At 61.1% G+C, this 14,633-nt stretch carries 13 protein-coding genes; 7 read left to right on the top strand and 6 right to left on the bottom strand.

Annotated elements, in window-relative coordinates:
- From WKF55_03355 to WKF55_03340, 4 genes are all read left to right on the top strand, one after another.
- On the top strand, positions 1-960 hold a 960-nt coding region (locus WKF55_03355), incomplete at its 5' end, for an ABC transporter substrate-binding protein (protein ID MEJ7758613.1).
- A complete protein-coding gene (locus WKF55_03350) occupies positions 957-1,298 on the top strand; it encodes a hypothetical protein (GenBank protein ID MEJ7758612.1) in 342 nt (113 codons plus the stop codon). The genes WKF55_03355 and WKF55_03350, both read left to right, overlap by 4 nt.
- A 292-nt stretch (positions 1,299-1,590) precedes the next feature.
- Entirely contained in the window at positions 1,591-1,884 is a 294-nt protein-coding gene (locus tag WKF55_03345) for a hypothetical protein (GenBank protein MEJ7758611.1), read from the top strand.
- 894 nt (positions 1,885-2,778) lie between these two features.
- Positions 2,779-3,498, top strand: a complete 720-nt coding sequence (locus WKF55_03340; GenBank protein ID MEJ7758610.1) for a hypothetical protein — start codon at positions 2,779-2,781, stop codon at positions 3,496-3,498.
- Positions 3,499-3,535: 37 nt separating this feature from the next.
- Here WKF55_03340 and WKF55_03335 read toward each other — a convergent pair whose 3' ends face one another.
- The 3 genes from WKF55_03335 to WKF55_03325 all read right to left on the bottom strand — a co-directional run bounded on the left by WKF55_03335 (position 3,536) and on the right by WKF55_03325 (position 6,064).
- Positions 3,536-3,796: a hypothetical protein gene (locus tag WKF55_03335; protein ID MEJ7758609.1), complete on the bottom strand. Its 261-nt coding sequence runs from the start codon at positions 3,794-3,796 to the stop codon at positions 3,536-3,538.
- A gap of 411 nt (positions 3,797-4,207) precedes the next feature.
- Positions 4,208-5,179 (bottom strand): GntR family transcriptional regulator, encoded by a 972-nt coding sequence (locus WKF55_03330; protein ID MEJ7758608.1) that lies wholly within the window; start codon positions 5,177-5,179, stop codon positions 4,208-4,210.
- Positions 5,180-5,218: 39 nt separating this feature from the next.
- Positions 5,219-6,064, bottom strand: coding sequence for a hypothetical protein (locus WKF55_03325; GenBank protein ID MEJ7758607.1), 846 nt, complete (start codon positions 6,062-6,064; stop codon positions 5,219-5,221).
- 405 nt (positions 6,065-6,469) lie between these two features.
- On the opposite strand from WKF55_03325, the gene WKF55_03320 reads away from it, so the two are divergent.
- The gene (locus tag WKF55_03320; GenBank protein MEJ7758606.1) at positions 6,470-7,666 is read left to right on the top strand and encodes a hypothetical protein; all 1,197 of its coding nucleotides are present in this window, start codon (positions 6,470-6,472) and stop codon (positions 7,664-7,666) included.
- A gap of 1,218 nt (positions 7,667-8,884) precedes the next feature.
- On the opposite strand, the gene WKF55_03315 is transcribed toward WKF55_03320, so the two are convergent.
- Positions 8,885-10,591 carry a M1 family aminopeptidase gene (locus WKF55_03315; GenBank protein ID MEJ7758605.1) on the bottom strand — a complete coding sequence of 569 codons (1,707 nt, stop codon included), beginning with the start codon at positions 10,589-10,591 and terminating at the stop codon, positions 8,885-8,887.
- Between the two features lie 611 nt (positions 10,592-11,202).
- Between WKF55_03315 and WKF55_03310 the strand changes: the two genes are divergently transcribed.
- Complete coding sequence (locus tag WKF55_03310; GenBank protein MEJ7758604.1) at positions 11,203-11,877, top strand: alpha/beta fold hydrolase; 675 nt, start codon at positions 11,203-11,205, stop codon at positions 11,875-11,877.
- Between the two features lie 165 nt (positions 11,878-12,042).
- On the opposite strand, the gene bla is transcribed toward WKF55_03310, so the two are convergent.
- Positions 12,043-12,876, bottom strand: a complete 834-nt coding sequence (bla, locus tag WKF55_03305) for a subclass B3 metallo-beta-lactamase (GenBank protein MEJ7758603.1) — start codon at positions 12,874-12,876, stop codon at positions 12,043-12,045.
- Between the two features lie 433 nt (positions 12,877-13,309).
- Positions 13,310-13,633, bottom strand: a complete 324-nt coding sequence (locus WKF55_03300; GenBank protein MEJ7758602.1) for a hypothetical protein — start codon at positions 13,631-13,633, stop codon at positions 13,310-13,312.
- A 584-nt stretch (positions 13,634-14,217) separates the two neighbouring features.
- Between WKF55_03300 and WKF55_03295 the strand changes: the two genes are divergently transcribed.
- On the top strand, positions 14,218-14,616 hold the full coding sequence (locus WKF55_03295) for a metalloregulator ArsR/SmtB family transcription factor (protein ID MEJ7758601.1): 399 nt from the start codon (positions 14,218-14,220) through the stop codon (positions 14,614-14,616).
- Positions 14,617-14,633: the final 17 nt, after the last annotated feature.

The raw sequence follows: 14,633 nt of genomic DNA, 5'->3' as shown, positions 1-14,633 counted from the left end.
AATGACGCGTTTCCCGCCTCCCTTGGTGGCCCGCCGGCGCTGCGCGGGCTGGTGATTGCTGTCGTTGACGAGGCAACCACGAAATTCGCCGGGTTAGCGAGCGGTGAGCTCGACATGGCGGGCATCTCGCCGACGATGGCGGGGTTGGCGAAGCGCGATGCGACGCTCCGCGTGGTGACGTATCCGATCCCCTTCGGTGTCGGACTATTCTTCAACACCACGCGCCCGCCTTTCGACGACGCACGCGTGCGACTCGCCGTCGCACGGTCGATCGATCGCTCTCGCATCGTCGAGATCGCGCTCGCCGGATTCGGCACTCCCGCATCGACACCCGTGCCACCTGAAAGCCCACTCGCCTGGCGTGAAGCGCCGCGGCAGAGCGACACGCTGCGCGCCGACTCGCTGCTGGAAGCGGCGGGCTGGCGGCGCGGTGCCGACCGACTGCGCGTGCGCGGCGGTCAGCGCTTGCGGGCCGAGTTGCTCACGGTCGGCACCGGCGACAACGTCGTCGAGCAGCTACTGCAGGCGGATCTCGCTGCCCGCGGAATCGAGTTGCGCATCCGGCAGACGGAGATGGGCACCTTTCTCACAACCGCGCGCGCGCCGGACAAACGATTCGACCTGCTGCTCGCCGGAATCCCCGGCGATCTCTCGCTGTCTTACCTCGACGCGCTCTTTGCAGGACGACAGCGGGGAAGCGCTCTTGACTACACCGGCTACCACACGGCCGCACTGGATGCTCTGCTCGACGGTGCGCGGAATGCTGCGCCTGGTGTAGCGGAGCGTGGTGCGTGGCGCGACGTGCAGGCAGCACTCGATACCATCGCGCCAGCAACGTGGATCTATCACGCACGCGGACTTCAGGGGGTCTCGCGTCGCGTGCGTGGCGCCAGCATGGACCTGCGCGGCGAGCTCGTGACGGTTCGCGACTGGACGCTCGCGCCATTTGGCACCCGATGAGCATTCTCATCTCCGCGGAAGATCTTCTCGCTCGTCGTGGCGTTGCCACAGGTGCGCTCGCACCTCTCGCGGCGGGCTTGCGCGCCGAGCTGGAGCCCCTCGTCGCGCATCCGCCGGAGGTGCCGACGTTGAAAGCGGATCTGTCTCGCGCTGCTGGACGCTGCGCGTACGACGGCGCACTTCTCACCTACGATCCACGGACCACGACCGATGTGTTCACGCTGCTTGTTGCTCGATTGGTGCGACGTCTTGCATCACGGCCCACAGAAATCCGACTAGTTAACGAGCGACCGCTACGACAGCGATCTGTGGTCGCTTGCGATACGATAAATGATTGAAGCGCTGATGTAGTCGTTGCTGAGCTTTCCACGCGTGCACGATTACGCCTGGTGATTGCCCCTGCTGTCTTCGCTTGAGCTCGACTCCGGTCTGCGGTCGATGACGGTAACTCCACGCTGCCTGCACGAGCACGTGGCGGCAGTGACTGTTGCCGGCCTTGGTGATTGAGCCGAGTCGAGTGCGGTCGCCACTCGAATCTTCTCTTGATACGAGACCCAGGTAGCACGCGAGTTGAGAGGGACGCTCGAATCGTCGCCAATCGACAATCTCTGTAGCGAGTACCATTGCTGAATGAAGCGATATCCCGCGGAAGCACTGCAGTCGCTCGACCATCGGCGCAATGTGCGGAAGCAGTGCGTGCTGCTCGATCTGACGGCGCGCCAGGAACTTGAGGATGTAGTGGCGAGACTTGAGGATCTCCTTCTGAACCGTTTCTCGGCAGCGCACTACGTCACGAACTCGCTCGTCGCTCTCGCTCGGAATTCGCACCGCAGTGAGCTCACCCGCTCGATAGAAGCGAGCGAGGTCGGCGGCATCTCTCTTGTCGTGTTTTCTCTGGACACCCGGTCGCTTCGGAAGGAGTGAGGGGGCGATGACTTCGCACTCGTAACCCCACTCTCTCATCGGCACGGTGAATCACATAGCCTGCACCGCTGGCTTCGTAGCACGCGTGAATCGCTCGCATGTGGCTCTGGCGACTCCGGTTCACACCGAGGAGCTAATCCACGGATAAACCGGAGGCCAGCCCAGTCATATTTTCTAGGCCGGCAACCACATAACGAGTAGATTCAGGCTTCCTCAACCAACAGGCGACAATTCCATGCGCAATTCCGGCAAAGCCCCAACGATGGTGGTTTGGATTATCTGTCTTGTGCTCTATTTGGTAGCGCTTGCCGCCCAATTTGGCATCGTCACAATTGATTCGCAAATTGCCGTTTGGTCATGGATTATTGGTCTCGGGCTTCTGCTAGTCGCTTGTCGTGTGCGAGGGCTGTAGAGTCGCTGCAGTTTTTAGTGCAACAGCGGCCAAACAATTCATTCATGCTGCCTAACCTGTGCTGCTGCAGACAAGGCCGCTGAGGTAGCGAACGCTACGCGTTCGCACGTGATGGATGGCCTTGCAGCAGAGCTAGAGCGTTGATATGACTGGGCTGGTGTCAAGAGTTCGTTTGGATTGTGGTGTTGCATTTGGTCATGGAACGACGTGGGCGCGAAGCAGCATCGACGGTTAATCCTGATGATATGCGCCGATTACCGAATTGCTCCGGCAGAGCGGCAAGAATTGGATTCGTCGGGAGCTGGCTCATTCCAGACTCGGGGATCCCGCTGCTGATAACTGCACGGGCCGCATAACGCGCACGGTGTTCACCACCAACACCGCATCGAGCTAGCGCCCCGATCAGAATGACTGCAAACTCTCTTAGGAGCTAGATACGAGACGGCTACAAACATGGTTTGTAAGTGACGGGGGCTTCATCGATGCGTCGGAAGGTCGTGCTCAGCTGGAGCGGCGGTAAGGACAGCAATCTCGCGCTGTCAGCGTTGCGCGCTGATGATCGATACGAGGTTGTCGGGCTTCTCACGAGCATCACGACGGGCTACGACCGCGTCAGTATCCACGGCGTGCGTCGGGAACTCGTGGAGGCACAGGCTGCGGCGGCTGGTCTGCCACTCTTTGAAGTGACGCTTGAGCCGTTGTCGTCGAATGCGGCGTATGAAGCAGCATTTGCGAACGCCCTGGCCAAGCTGCGCGTGGCGGTTCCCGAAGTACAACTCATTGCGTTCGGCGACCTGTATCTGGAGGATGTACGGGCGTACCGCGAGCAATTGCTCGGTGGAACGGGCTTCGAGCCGCTGTTTCCGCTCTGGCACCGTGATACAACGCACCTCGCTGCTGACTTTATCAACGCTGGCTTCCGCGCCGTACTGGTCTGTGTGGACACGACGCAGTTGTCAGCCACCTTCTCCGGCCGCTCGTTCGACGGGACCTTACTCGCCGAATTGCCGGATAAGGTTGATCCGTGCGGGGAGGGTGGCGAGTTCCACACCTTTGTCTGGGACGGTCCGCACTTCGGGGACCCAATTGCGGTACGCGTAGGTGAAACGATTATTCGCGACGAGCGCTTTGCTTACACTGAGCTCATGCCGGGCGGCGCGTCGTCAGGAAGCGAACGTCTGAGCAGCCGGGGAGATAGGTAACAGAAGTGTCCAGCAACATAGGTAACACTTTTGGGGTTTACCCACGGATGATGTAATCACGCTCATTCAGCGTGGCAATGAGTACGGTGTTGAAGTAAATGGACCAGACGCCGTCCTCAGTTTCTTCAAGTCCAATGTGGTGGTTGACCAGCGAGTTCGCGATGTAGAGAAGCTTGTGGTTGAACCGGAACGTTCCGCCGGTTGTGATCTTCTGATGTGGAGCGATTACAGCGCCACTAATGAAGTCGGCGTTGACGCCCTGACCAGATTGCGGAAGAAGCACAAAGACTTTGCCCAAGCATTAGCAGATTTTGCCGAAAGTCAGTTGGCCGGTTAAGAACCACCCAAGAGAGAGTCGAACTTTAACTTGCGCTGCCCGGCGCACACAGTAGCGCGACGCCTTTTACTCCTAGGAGAGCCGTGCGGCTTGAATGACTTTCAAGCCGCACAGGCTCCCTTGTGCTTTGTGAGATTAGTGACTGTTTAAAACACACGTCCCGCTTGACCATTTTGAGCATGGGCAAGGACACTACAACTTATCACTCTTTCCACAGACGACCTCGTTCTTCGACAACCGGCCGGCGACCCCGCGTGCGTCCTTCAGAAAAGACGTCATTTCGGTGTACTCGAGCTCGGAGACGAGGTTTCCGCGATCATCGATCGCCTTGGCATACTCTTCGATGGCGACACGAATACCACGCCGCTATTCCTAACGGCCGACAGCGACTTCTGTCAACCGCGTCTTGAGCACGGCATGATTGGCGCGAACGATGAACTCCAGCACCTGTCGAATCGATGACTCGTTGAAAACGTGAGCTTCTGGAATGAGTCGCTTGAGGAGCGGCAGTGAACCGATGTTCTTGCGCGCGAGGCGCGTGAGATAAGCGGGCGCAGCGACCGGTATCTGCCCGATGTCATCGTGGCCATTCACCAGGACGCGGAGATTCGCTGAGCCCGGCGCGCCTTCGAAAATGCATTCGAGCTTTGACTTGAACCGGGTGTCGGTGACGACGAAGTAAACCGTCTGTTCTTCGAGCAGCCGTCGCACTTCCAAGAAGAGATCTTCACACATCGCAAGGATCATCACCGGCACGCCGATCGCCTGTGCGATGCCACGCGCCTCCTCCGCGTGCGCGGATGTCGTCACGACACAGTCGGCGCGGCGAGCGTCGACGGGCAGGCCATTCCCGGTAGTGTCCAGATCGAGCGCGGTCACCTCCATTCCGTAGTCGCGCTCGAGTTCGTCGGAAACCGAAAAGAGCTGATCGTCGTTGCACTCGATGACAGCTGCCCGCAATCTCAGAGTGTCGATGGAACGGTGGACGCGGTTCGAGAATTCGTGCGCCGGCACGCCGTTCCGGATCGCCTCCGCCAGCATGTCGACCAGCCATGTGGAATGGGCGAAAGGGAACGACTTGTCGACGCCGCCAGGCGACGAGACATAGATGCCCGATCGCGGTCGCAGCTCGACCATTCCCCGATCCTCGAGGACTCTGTACGCAGCGAGCGCAACCCGTGGGTCGACCGAGAACTCTCGACCCACTACGCGAGTACTTGGCAGCCGGTCGCCGTACCTTAGCAGGCCGAGGTGAAGTCCGCTCGAGACACGCTGGGCAAGCGCCGCAACTACCCGTCGGCGCCGGGCACCCGCCTTGTCGCTCAGGTCATCAGCAAGCTTCATGAGTATGTCCGGTTAGTTGGGAACGCGATCGACTGGGGCTCAAGCGGCAGAACCGTCAACTGCGGTTTCGCGTCCGGGAACTACGGCCATATTCGACGTGATTACAACAGAAAGTATCTCACGAGCGGACTCCTGAGAAAAAACTCGGTCTTCCGGCAGCACGCGTTGGAGGAGTCTGTCGTCGTCGACGCGCGCGCGTGCGGCACGTGTGATGTACACCGGGGCGTCGTGGGGAATGACAGTTACGTCGTCACGGCCAATCACCAGAGCGTGAAATCCCGCGGCGCCGCTGACGGACTCGAAGATCCGGTGAAGCTTTTTCTCGAATCGCGCATCGACGACGACGAAATAAACTGCGCAGGAGCGAAGCAGCCGCGCAATCTCGGCATAAATATCAGTGCGAAGACTCACCGCGATCCACGGCCGCCCGACCCTCGCCGCCAACTCCTTGACCTCGCCAGCGTGGAAGTGCGTCGTCACCAGAATGGCGGCTCGTTTCAGCGTATCGCCGGGCGTCCGTTCAGCGAGCAGCTCGTCTACGTTCGCGCTGTCGGTTTCGAATCCGTAGTCTGACCGCATTTCCGCGGAAAGCGCGCCGAGCTGGTCGTCATTGCACTCGACGCAGAGTGCGCGCAGCCCGTCGGTGGACAATCGGCCTCTGAACCAGTCTGCGAACCGCGGTGCCGGAATTCCCATCGCGATTGCGCGCGTGACTACATCGACCGCCCATGATGCGGGCGGCGACAGCCCAGGAAGCCCCTGCGGCTTCGCGCCGAAAAATATTCCGGAGCGCTGACGAAGCTCGACGATTCCTTCCCGCTCCAACTCGCGATATGCCTGGAGGAACCACACGCCGATCGACACCCATCTCGACAGCGATTTCATTGGCGCTTGGGAGCCGGATACCAGGCTCGAGGATTCCCAGGTGGAACCCGCTGAAGAACCGCTGCCGCAGTTTACCGGCGATGTCCGTGTGTTTCGGCGTCAATCCTCTTTTCCCTCGCGCACCCGGTGAATAAGCGCCCCCGTGGACCGAAGCCAGGCTAAGTCCGGCCCTCATCCGGGTGCTCCTCCGCGGCCCGGCTCGGAGGTAAAGAATATATGTCATTGTCGACTATTGCGGCGAGAATCTGTGTACCAGCGGCCGGCGATGCACACAGCTGGTGCATATTTGAATGATGCAGTACGGCCCACGAAATGCGTAAGGTCAATCAGAAGCCGACTGAACCCGGCGACGCGGCAATACGGTCGCGTCGCCGTCTGATCGCAGGATAGACAAGGAGCCGAAAGATGAGAAGACTTAGACAACGATCTGACACGATTGCGCTTGCTGCGATCGCGGCCATTGCGTTCGCGGCGAACGGCGCGTCAGCCCAGAACGGAATGACCGAGGCGAGCGCACTGCTGGCCACGGCGGCCCAGGAATCCGGCCGGCCTGCGTACTCGCCGGCGACGGCAGTGCGGTTCAAGGCAAGCGACAACGTCTTCGTCAAAAGCGCCCTCGAAGTGAACTTCACCTATCGGGCGGCATTCGTGACCCTGCCGCTGTTCCGCGGGCTCTCGCCGCGGAACGAGCCGGTCTACTACATCATCACCGACGCCTCCGACTTTGATGTCGCGAGCAGGATGGGCATCAACTATTCGCCCAAGATGCGCCACGCAGTCGGAGACGGCGCCCAGCGGGTTACCCTCGACGCGGGCGTCATGCGCTTCCGCGGCAACGTTGACTTCGGGCCGGAGCATCTCGTCATCCCTGGGTCGCAAACTGCTCCGTTCCCGCCAAGAGTAGCCAAGGCGGGCGCTGTCGGTGATGCAGAGTGGTCGTCGATGGCGGTGCTGCCAAGCGGCGTCGTGCTGAACGTGCAGATGGTTCACAACTCATCTGGCACCCACGATCGCACGAAGTCGATCGACCTCCAGAAGCGTACCGTGACTTTGTCGCTGCTCGACGGATTTCAAGGTGGCAAACAGTACTATTACCATCTGGTCACCGACGTTTCGGAGGAGCTGCCAGCCGCGCTCGAGAACGGAGTACATACACCTCGTCTCGCCAAGGTACTGGGATACGGCCTGTCTCGGCCGTCAGACCGGTCTGCGCTTCTCGGATTTTCTCCGGTACTGAACGGGATTACCGACACAAAGACACGGATGGACCAGGGCTTCGCCGCCTCGATCGCCAATGGAGGAATCGATCCGATCAACGTCTTCCCGATCGACCCTGACAACAGCAACCGCTCGCAGTCGAACAACTACAGCCCTCTCTGGGACGCTCACGTGAACATGTGGACGCCCGCGGCGATCAGCAACGGGAGAGCGCGGCGGATCACTTCCTTTGCCGATCTGGAGGGCTTGGTCAAGGCCGGGCTCGTCACCAGTGCAAGCATCAATCCGCCTGGACCAGGCAACAGCTTCGTCGCTGGATTGAGGCCGACCAAAGCGATCATCAACTGCCCCGTGATCGCTCAGCCTAACCTGCCACCGCGGTAACCTGGCCCGCGTCATTGGGCACAAGCTGTCTGCTGGTGCCCGATGGCAATAGCGGCGCGCTACGGGAACATTCCGCAAACTTGCCATGCCGCGTCCTATATCCCTTATTGCCGACTCAGCAACAGCTTGATGCGATGAGTTTAGACGAGTTAATCAAGCTTTACAGTCAGGCCGAGCAAGTATACCGCACCGACATCTAACACACCCTGATGCCGACAATCGATTTAGGGTTGCTGGCTACGCTCGCGATCCCCCGGTGTCAGGATTGTTGTCGCATGGATCGCTGTTGGTTGAGCGATCACTCGGTACTAGAACTGGGGGGTCAGAGGAACTGTGAATGCGACCGTATAGTCCTGCCTTCAAGATTCGGATGGTGCGTCGGTTGGTGGGTCCCGAGGGGATGAGTGCGAATGCGCTGGCGCGGGAAGCGGGTATCAGCCAGTCGAACCTCTCGCGCTGGCTACGCGAATCGCGTAACGTCGGCGATAAGGACCCCTCATCCAAACGGCAGTGGACCGGCGCCCAGAAGCTCAATGTGCTGACGGCGGCACAGGGATTGAGCGAGAGTGAGCTCGGCGCCTTGCTGCGACGCGAAGGATTACACGAAACGGACCTGACGACGTGGCAAGCCGCGGCCGAAGCGGCGCTCACTGAGCCGGGGCGCGGCGCCGTGCGTTCGGTCGAGCAGCGCCGCATTCTGGAACTCGAGCGCGAGTTGCGCCGCAAGGATGCTGCCTTAGCGGAGACCGCGGCGCTCCTAGTGCTGAAAAAAAAGCCCAGGCGATCTGGGGGGACGGGGACGAGTCCACGGACCCGAGACACGAGCCATGATTCACGAGTGGATCGACGCCGCGGTACGGGCGGGAGCCCGGCGTGGTCCTGCCTGTCAGCTGCTCGGGCTCAGCGTCCGCACGGTCGAGCGATGGCGGACCGGCCACGTGGTGATGCCCGTCATGGTCCACATCGCCCTCCGGCGAACACGCTCACCCGCGCGGAACGTGACACCATCCTCGCCGTCGTGAATTCGGCGGCCTACCGCGACCTGTCCCCGCATCAGATCGTGCCGCGCCTGGCGGACGCTGGACGCTATCTCGCGTCGGAATCGACGATCTATCGGATCTTGCGTGAGGAGCGCCTGCTTCTATCGCGGGCGAGCGAAGGCGCCAGTGCGCCGACCGCCGCGCGCGCATGTCAGTCCCCGAAGCGCGCTGGTTTCCACTATTTGGCGGCAGCGTGTAACAGCCAGCCATTGGGGTCAACCTGCACGCCGGTAACTGGCCCTGATGTCTTGAAGCGAAATACTTCACTGCGTGCGTTCACCTGCACTCGCTGCGACGAGGTGGTGCCGGCGGCGGAAACGGCTAGCTCCAGGGGAAAGCGGAAGGTGGGCCATGCCGCTTTCTGGGTCTGATTGACCGTAACAACCGCCTCGCGGGCGGCCGCATCGTAGCTATGGGTGACCGCCAGTATGGGATGGCCGGGACGATAGACCCACTGCTGAAAGAACCAGCCCAGATCGCGTCCGGATTCTTCCTCGAGAGCGCGCTGCAGGTCGGGGGTGCGTGCATTGCCGTGGGCGAAGCGGCGATAATATCGGCGGATCCCCGAGAAGAAGACTTCATCGCCCAGCAAACCGCGTAGCATATGAAGAACGGCGCCGCCCTTGTTGTAGGAATTTGCATTGAGCAAAGCCACCAGGTCGTTTTTGGGTACCGCGGTGGTGTCGACGATGGCGAGGTCGGTGACTGGTGATTTGAGGTAACCCTGCCAGGACTCGGTGGTCAGTTGCCGGAAGCGGGCGAGGCCGTCGGCGCGTTCAAAGAACTGGTTGCCGAAGTAGGTGGCGAAGCCTTCGGAGAGCCAGAGGTGGCTCCAGTGTCCGGGTGTCACGGCATCGCCGAACCATTGGTGTGCGATCTCGTGCGAGACGGTTGATTCCGCCAGCGTGTTCTTGCTGAGCGCAGTCTCCGAATAGAAGATGGCTCCGGCGTTCTCCATCCCGCCAAAGCGAGTCGCGGACTGGACATTGGCCAGCTGCGGGTACGGGAAGGGCGCCACCAGGTTGGCGAAGTGTGCGATCATCTGGCCGGAGCGGCGGAAGATGTTAGCGTTGTTGAGGCTGTCCTGGGGGAACGCATAGTAGCTGACCGGTACACAGCCGTTGTGAGGGGGGGCAGCCCCACCTGGCGCGCAGCGATCGGTGACGCCGATGGCGAAGTCGGCCGCACCGATGACCATGAGATACGCCGGAATGGGCTGGTCGATCCGCCACTTCCAGGTGCGCTTCTGCTCGGTGAGGGCCGCGCCTTCCATCAAGCCTGTGCGCACTCCGTTGGCAATGACTTCCCAGGCTGCGGGGGCGGTAACCGTGTAGTCGACTGTGGCCTTGTCGCTGGGATGATCGATGACCGGAAACCAGAAACGCGCGCGATCGGGCCAGTTGTCGGCGAAGGCGCCGCGCGCTCCGTGCACGTTATTTCGAATGATGAGGCCATCGTCGGGCTCGCCGTCGTAGAGCACGGTAACGTGCAGCGTATCTCCCGGGCGCGCATCGTGTAGCGGGAAGTGAATGCGGGCGGAATCCTGGCGGAAGGACACTGCCCGGACGCTCGCGCGGCGCGCCTGAGTGGTCACGGTGCGCACGCGCAGGCCGGTAAGATCGAGCCAGACCGAATCGAGTGGAGCTGTGATCAACAGATCGGCGCGGGTACTGGCGGTGATGTGCTTGCCGGTGTCGGGCAGCTCGATCGTGATGGCGTAGTGGATGGCATCGACCCCGGATTGGTATGGTCCGGCCGGCGGCACGATGCCGACCCGTGTAGCCCGCGGCTCCGGGAGATCGAGGGGCGGAACCCTGACCCTTCCGCCGCATCCGGCCAAAACTGTGAGCGCGGCGATGATGGCGGTTGCCTGTGTGCGAATCATTCGGCTTCCTCTTTCATAGTGAAAGCGGGTCCCGACGCTTGGATTCAGACGCGTCAACCCACTTTGGACAATCTGCCCAGGGCCAGGGAATTCAATCGCTCCGGTGGGAGTATGCGGCGCGCAGCGGAGGGCGGCAACCGATCTCCGGCGCGGGACCCGCGACAGGCCGAGCACTAGCATAGCCATGGGAAGTGCCGACGTGCCGGAGTTCACACCCACACAAAAAGTTGCGCCGGTATACGCCGCAAACGCGTTCTCGAACGACGCAGTTTGCGGTCCCCTCGGCAGCACGCTGCTCGCCGGCATTTCGGCCTTGGTCCACAGGATGATCGAAAGGCGTTTTTATGGGACGACAAGCTGCGCGAACTCAACCAAGTGTGCCCGCGCACTCGAACGATCGTTGAATCCGGCGGGCGAGAGTCGGTAGCGACGGCTACGCCGTCGCATCCGTTTGCCCCGCTCGCGGGTTAACTCGCGCGTTTAGACATCAGAACGAGACGATGCCCGCTGAACCAATCGAAACGAAGCAACCGGGGGGCAGAGTGCGCCGGTGGATTCACCGGGGGTTCCTGCTTTGGGCCTGCGTATCAACATTGTGGCTCGCCAACTCCGTGCGAACTCAGGGCGTTGGCGATGACCTCATGCGAAGCGGGGAAGGAGTGTCCGTCATCGATGGCTCAGAGGCGTTGGAGTTCCTGCCCACCTCGGCGATTGGCCGGGCTGGTCTCGTCTTCCTGTGCGGGTCCGGAATTTCCGCACGGGCATACGCACCTCTGCTACGGCCAATCGCCAAGGCTGGATACTCCGTGTTCGTTGTCAGGCTCCCGTATAGATTCGCTCCCTTTGCGTCACACAAGGAGGAGGCAATAACCCGGGCCCGGCGAGTGATCGCAACGCATCCCGAGCTGGGACACTGGGTGATAGCTGGCCATTCCCTTGGAGCTGTCCTCGCTGCGCGCCTTGCTCAGGCCGATCGACGAACGACCGCCGCGTTGGTGCTGGTCGGTACAACTCATCCAAAACAGGACGACCTTTCGTTTCTCTCGATTCCCGTTACGAAGATCTACGCCACGAATGACGGCGTTGCGCCTGTGGATCGAGTCCTGGGAAACCGGAGGTTACTCCCGGCACGGACTGTCTGGGCCGCAATCGAAGGCGGCAACCACTCACAGTTTGGTCACTATGGCCATCAGCTCTTTGACGGGACGGCGACCATCAGTCGTGAGGCACAACAGGCGACCACACGCGGGAAGCTGCTCGAAGTGCTTGGCGGGGTTGCGCGATGACTCAACTTTACCAGGGCAGAAGTTAGCTTTTTTCCCCGTGCGATACGAATTGCCACAAGCAACCTGGGCAAGCCGGCTTGTTTCAAGCGAACCTCGCCGAGCAACGCCATGAAGACCGAATAATCGACGAGTGGGGAGAGATATTTATTCAGCGTCGTGTTGATGCTACTGGACGACCCCCCTGCGGAATCGCGCCTGTGCGGTGTCGATGTAGGCGCGGTACCCCTCGGGGTCGATAAACGGGTCCGCCGGGTTCTTCGCCGTGTCGCGTGCGACGAACTTGCGGTACCTGCCCCACTGTCTCGCATGCGAGCTCACCCAGATGTCGGCGGGGAGGCTACGCAGCACGCGGAAGCTGCGCTCGATGTCGGCCCCTTGTTCTGGATACCCCATCCCTTGAAGCACGATCAGGCTGCAGGCACTCACGACGTTCAGCACGCGGTCACCGTCGCGGACGGGGAACGACCACGAGGTGCAGCCGCGCGTGTGGCCGCCGGTGACGTGCGCGGTGAGCGCGCTCGGGCCGACACGGATCGTGTCGCCGTCCTCGAACCGGTGGTCGACGCGCGCGGCCGGGTAGCTGATGATCCCGATACGGATGAGGGCCCTCAACGGCAGGATGATGTCGGGGTCGTCACCGCCGGAAGCGATTGCGTTCGCGCTCGCTTCGCTGGCCCACAACTCGGCGCCGGACGCCTGCTGGAGCGCCGCCAGCCCGCCCGCGTGGTCGAAGTGCGGCTCCGAGTTCAGGAGCACTTTGACGTCCTTGATGTCGAAGCCGAGCTTTGAGATGCTCGCCATGATCATCGGCGCGGTGCCGGGATAGCCACCATCGAGCACGACGTGGCCATCGGGCCCGGTGATCAGGAAGGCCGCGGCGTCGTTCGCGCCGACGTAGTAGAAGTTGCCGGCGATGCGGAACGGTTCGGCGGGCTTCTGCCCGCCGCGGTCCGAGTCGGCCTTCCATTTCCTACCGAGAAACACGGCGAGGGCGGCCACGAGTCCGAGCAGGACCAGCCGCCTGCGCCGCTTGATAAGGTGGCGGAAGCGTCGCCCTCCGATTATTGGATTGCTCTACTCATCGTAACGACAAAGTACTCTATGATTCAAAGTATTGTCAACAGCCGTGGGGTCGTCCTTCAGGTCGTCGCTATCTGGTCAGCTGCCAGCGGAACGCGGGCTAGAGAAAAATTGAAGCAGATTAGAGAGCAAAAACTTGGGTGTTCGGCTGCGGGGGCTCGCATTCCCCCCTGACCCGAAAGACGCATTGTGAACGACCCACACGACCTGAACGCTTTGTTCAAGCACAGGAAGACGACTACGAGCAAGCGCTCTCCGAGACCGTGGGCGGCCGCGCCGGTTTATATCGAGAGGATGCATAACAACCGGTTGCAGCGTACGGGCCGCTGCGCGGCCCGCGCTGAACCGCAGCTCACTGTGTTCCTGCCGAGCGGACATATACGCCGTCCATGAAGTCGGCCAAACCCATCACAAAGTTGTACCGGACGCTCAGCGAATCGCCGCGCAGAGTGCCGGTTGCCTCCCACGGTCCCGCTGTATTGGAACCATTGAAATTGAAAGTAATCAGCGAGTCGGCGCGCGAGTACTTTCCGGGATACTCGAAAAAGCCGAATCTAGCACTCGAAAATTGCAACCCGAGCGCGCCATCCTCGTAGAGGATGTAGCGTGAGGCGAGTCTCGAACCATGGTAAGGGGAAAAAAGGCCGTAAATAGAACCCGGATCTTCGTAGATCACGCCCGCGCGGGAAAGAGCCGGAAAACCGGGCGGCAGAGCCGGCGGGGCAGACGGGGCAGTCGGGGCAGTCGGCTGGGAAACCAGCGGTGGGGCTGCGGGCTCGACTGGCCGAGTTGAATCTGTGCAGGCCGTCGAAAGGCTGATGAGGGCACTCAGCCCCACGGCAAGGGAAGAAGAGAACGTCATGAGGAGGCTCCTTGGGCAGTGTGAATCCCCAAACCTCACGCGCCGCGCTCATTCCGCACTCAGAGCTAGATCAGAGTTCAATCAGATTTCACACAGATGTTGCTTGCGAGGGGCTTTTCGTGATGCCTCCGGGGCTGGCACCCTAGTTTAAGCACGTGACCAAAGCGCCAAGGCGCAGTTCACAACTATTAGATGCTAGCGTTCGCAGCAGGACACGGCGTTCCCAGTCGAGCAGGTCGCACTGATGTCCATGGCCGAGGTGTTCGTCATGCGCGACGGCAAGATCGCTGAGCGCCGCGCCGGGGTGGTTGTTGTTTTAGGAGAACGACTACCGCTGAGCGATGGCACGCTTGCCCGATGAATCCTGTGCGGCCCCGCTTCTGTTCAGCCCCTGCGTCTTGACAAATCAAGAAATGTTGTTGTATCATGGCGACATGACCGCTACTCGTGCTCGCGACCTCGATCGCGCCGTCGGACTTTTTCATGCACTGTCCGATGCGACGCGCCTGGCTGCACTCGATATGCTGCGCAACGGCGAGAAGTGCGTGTGCGAGCTCCAGGACCAGCTCGATGTCGCGCAGTCCCGGCTTTCGTTTCACCTGAAGGTCTTGAAGGACGCGGGGCTTGTCGAAGATCGTAAGGAAGGACGCTGGTCGTACTACACCATTGTGCCGAACGCGCTGGACGAAGCGCATGACCTTGTCATCAACTTCCTTCCGAAGAGCGTCGGCACGGGCAGAACGCTCCGCGTGGTAGCGGGTTCCATCAGAAGCACCACAAAATCCTGTTGCGGCTGACAACAATTGAAACCGTT

Source organism: Gemmatimonadaceae bacterium (genome assembly GCA_037721215.1).
Taxonomy (GTDB): domain Bacteria; phylum Gemmatimonadota; class Gemmatimonadetes; order Gemmatimonadales; family Gemmatimonadaceae; genus UBA4720.
The sequence above is the reverse complement of the archived record's forward strand: the minus strand, read 5'-3'. Positions and strand labels throughout refer to the sequence as shown.

What these genes read in the sequence shown, in the direction of transcription:
- WKF55_03315 (MEJ7758605.1), bottom strand. Translation starts at nt 10,591, where the DNA reads ATGATTCGCACACAGGCAACCGCCATCATCGCCGCGCTCACAGTTTTG.
- WKF55_03345 (MEJ7758611.1), top strand. Translation starts at nt 1,591, where the DNA reads ATGAAGCGATATCCCGCGGAAGCACTGCAGTCGCTCGACCATCGGCGC.
- WKF55_03350 (MEJ7758612.1), top strand. Translation starts at nt 957, where the DNA reads ATGAGCATTCTCATCTCCGCGGAAGATCTTCTCGCTCGTCGTGGCGTT.
- WKF55_03330 (MEJ7758608.1), bottom strand. Translation starts at nt 5,179, where the DNA reads ATGAAGCTTGCTGATGACCTGAGCGACAAGGCGGGTGCCCGGCGCCGA.
- WKF55_03320 (MEJ7758606.1), top strand. Translation starts at nt 6,470, where the DNA reads ATGAGAAGACTTAGACAACGATCTGACACGATTGCGCTTGCTGCGATC.
- WKF55_03325 (MEJ7758607.1), bottom strand. Translation starts at nt 6,064, where the DNA reads ATGAAATCGCTGTCGAGATGGGTGTCGATCGGCGTGTGGTTCCTCCAG.
- WKF55_03340 (MEJ7758610.1), top strand. Translation starts at nt 2,779, where the DNA reads ATGCGTCGGAAGGTCGTGCTCAGCTGGAGCGGCGGTAAGGACAGCAAT.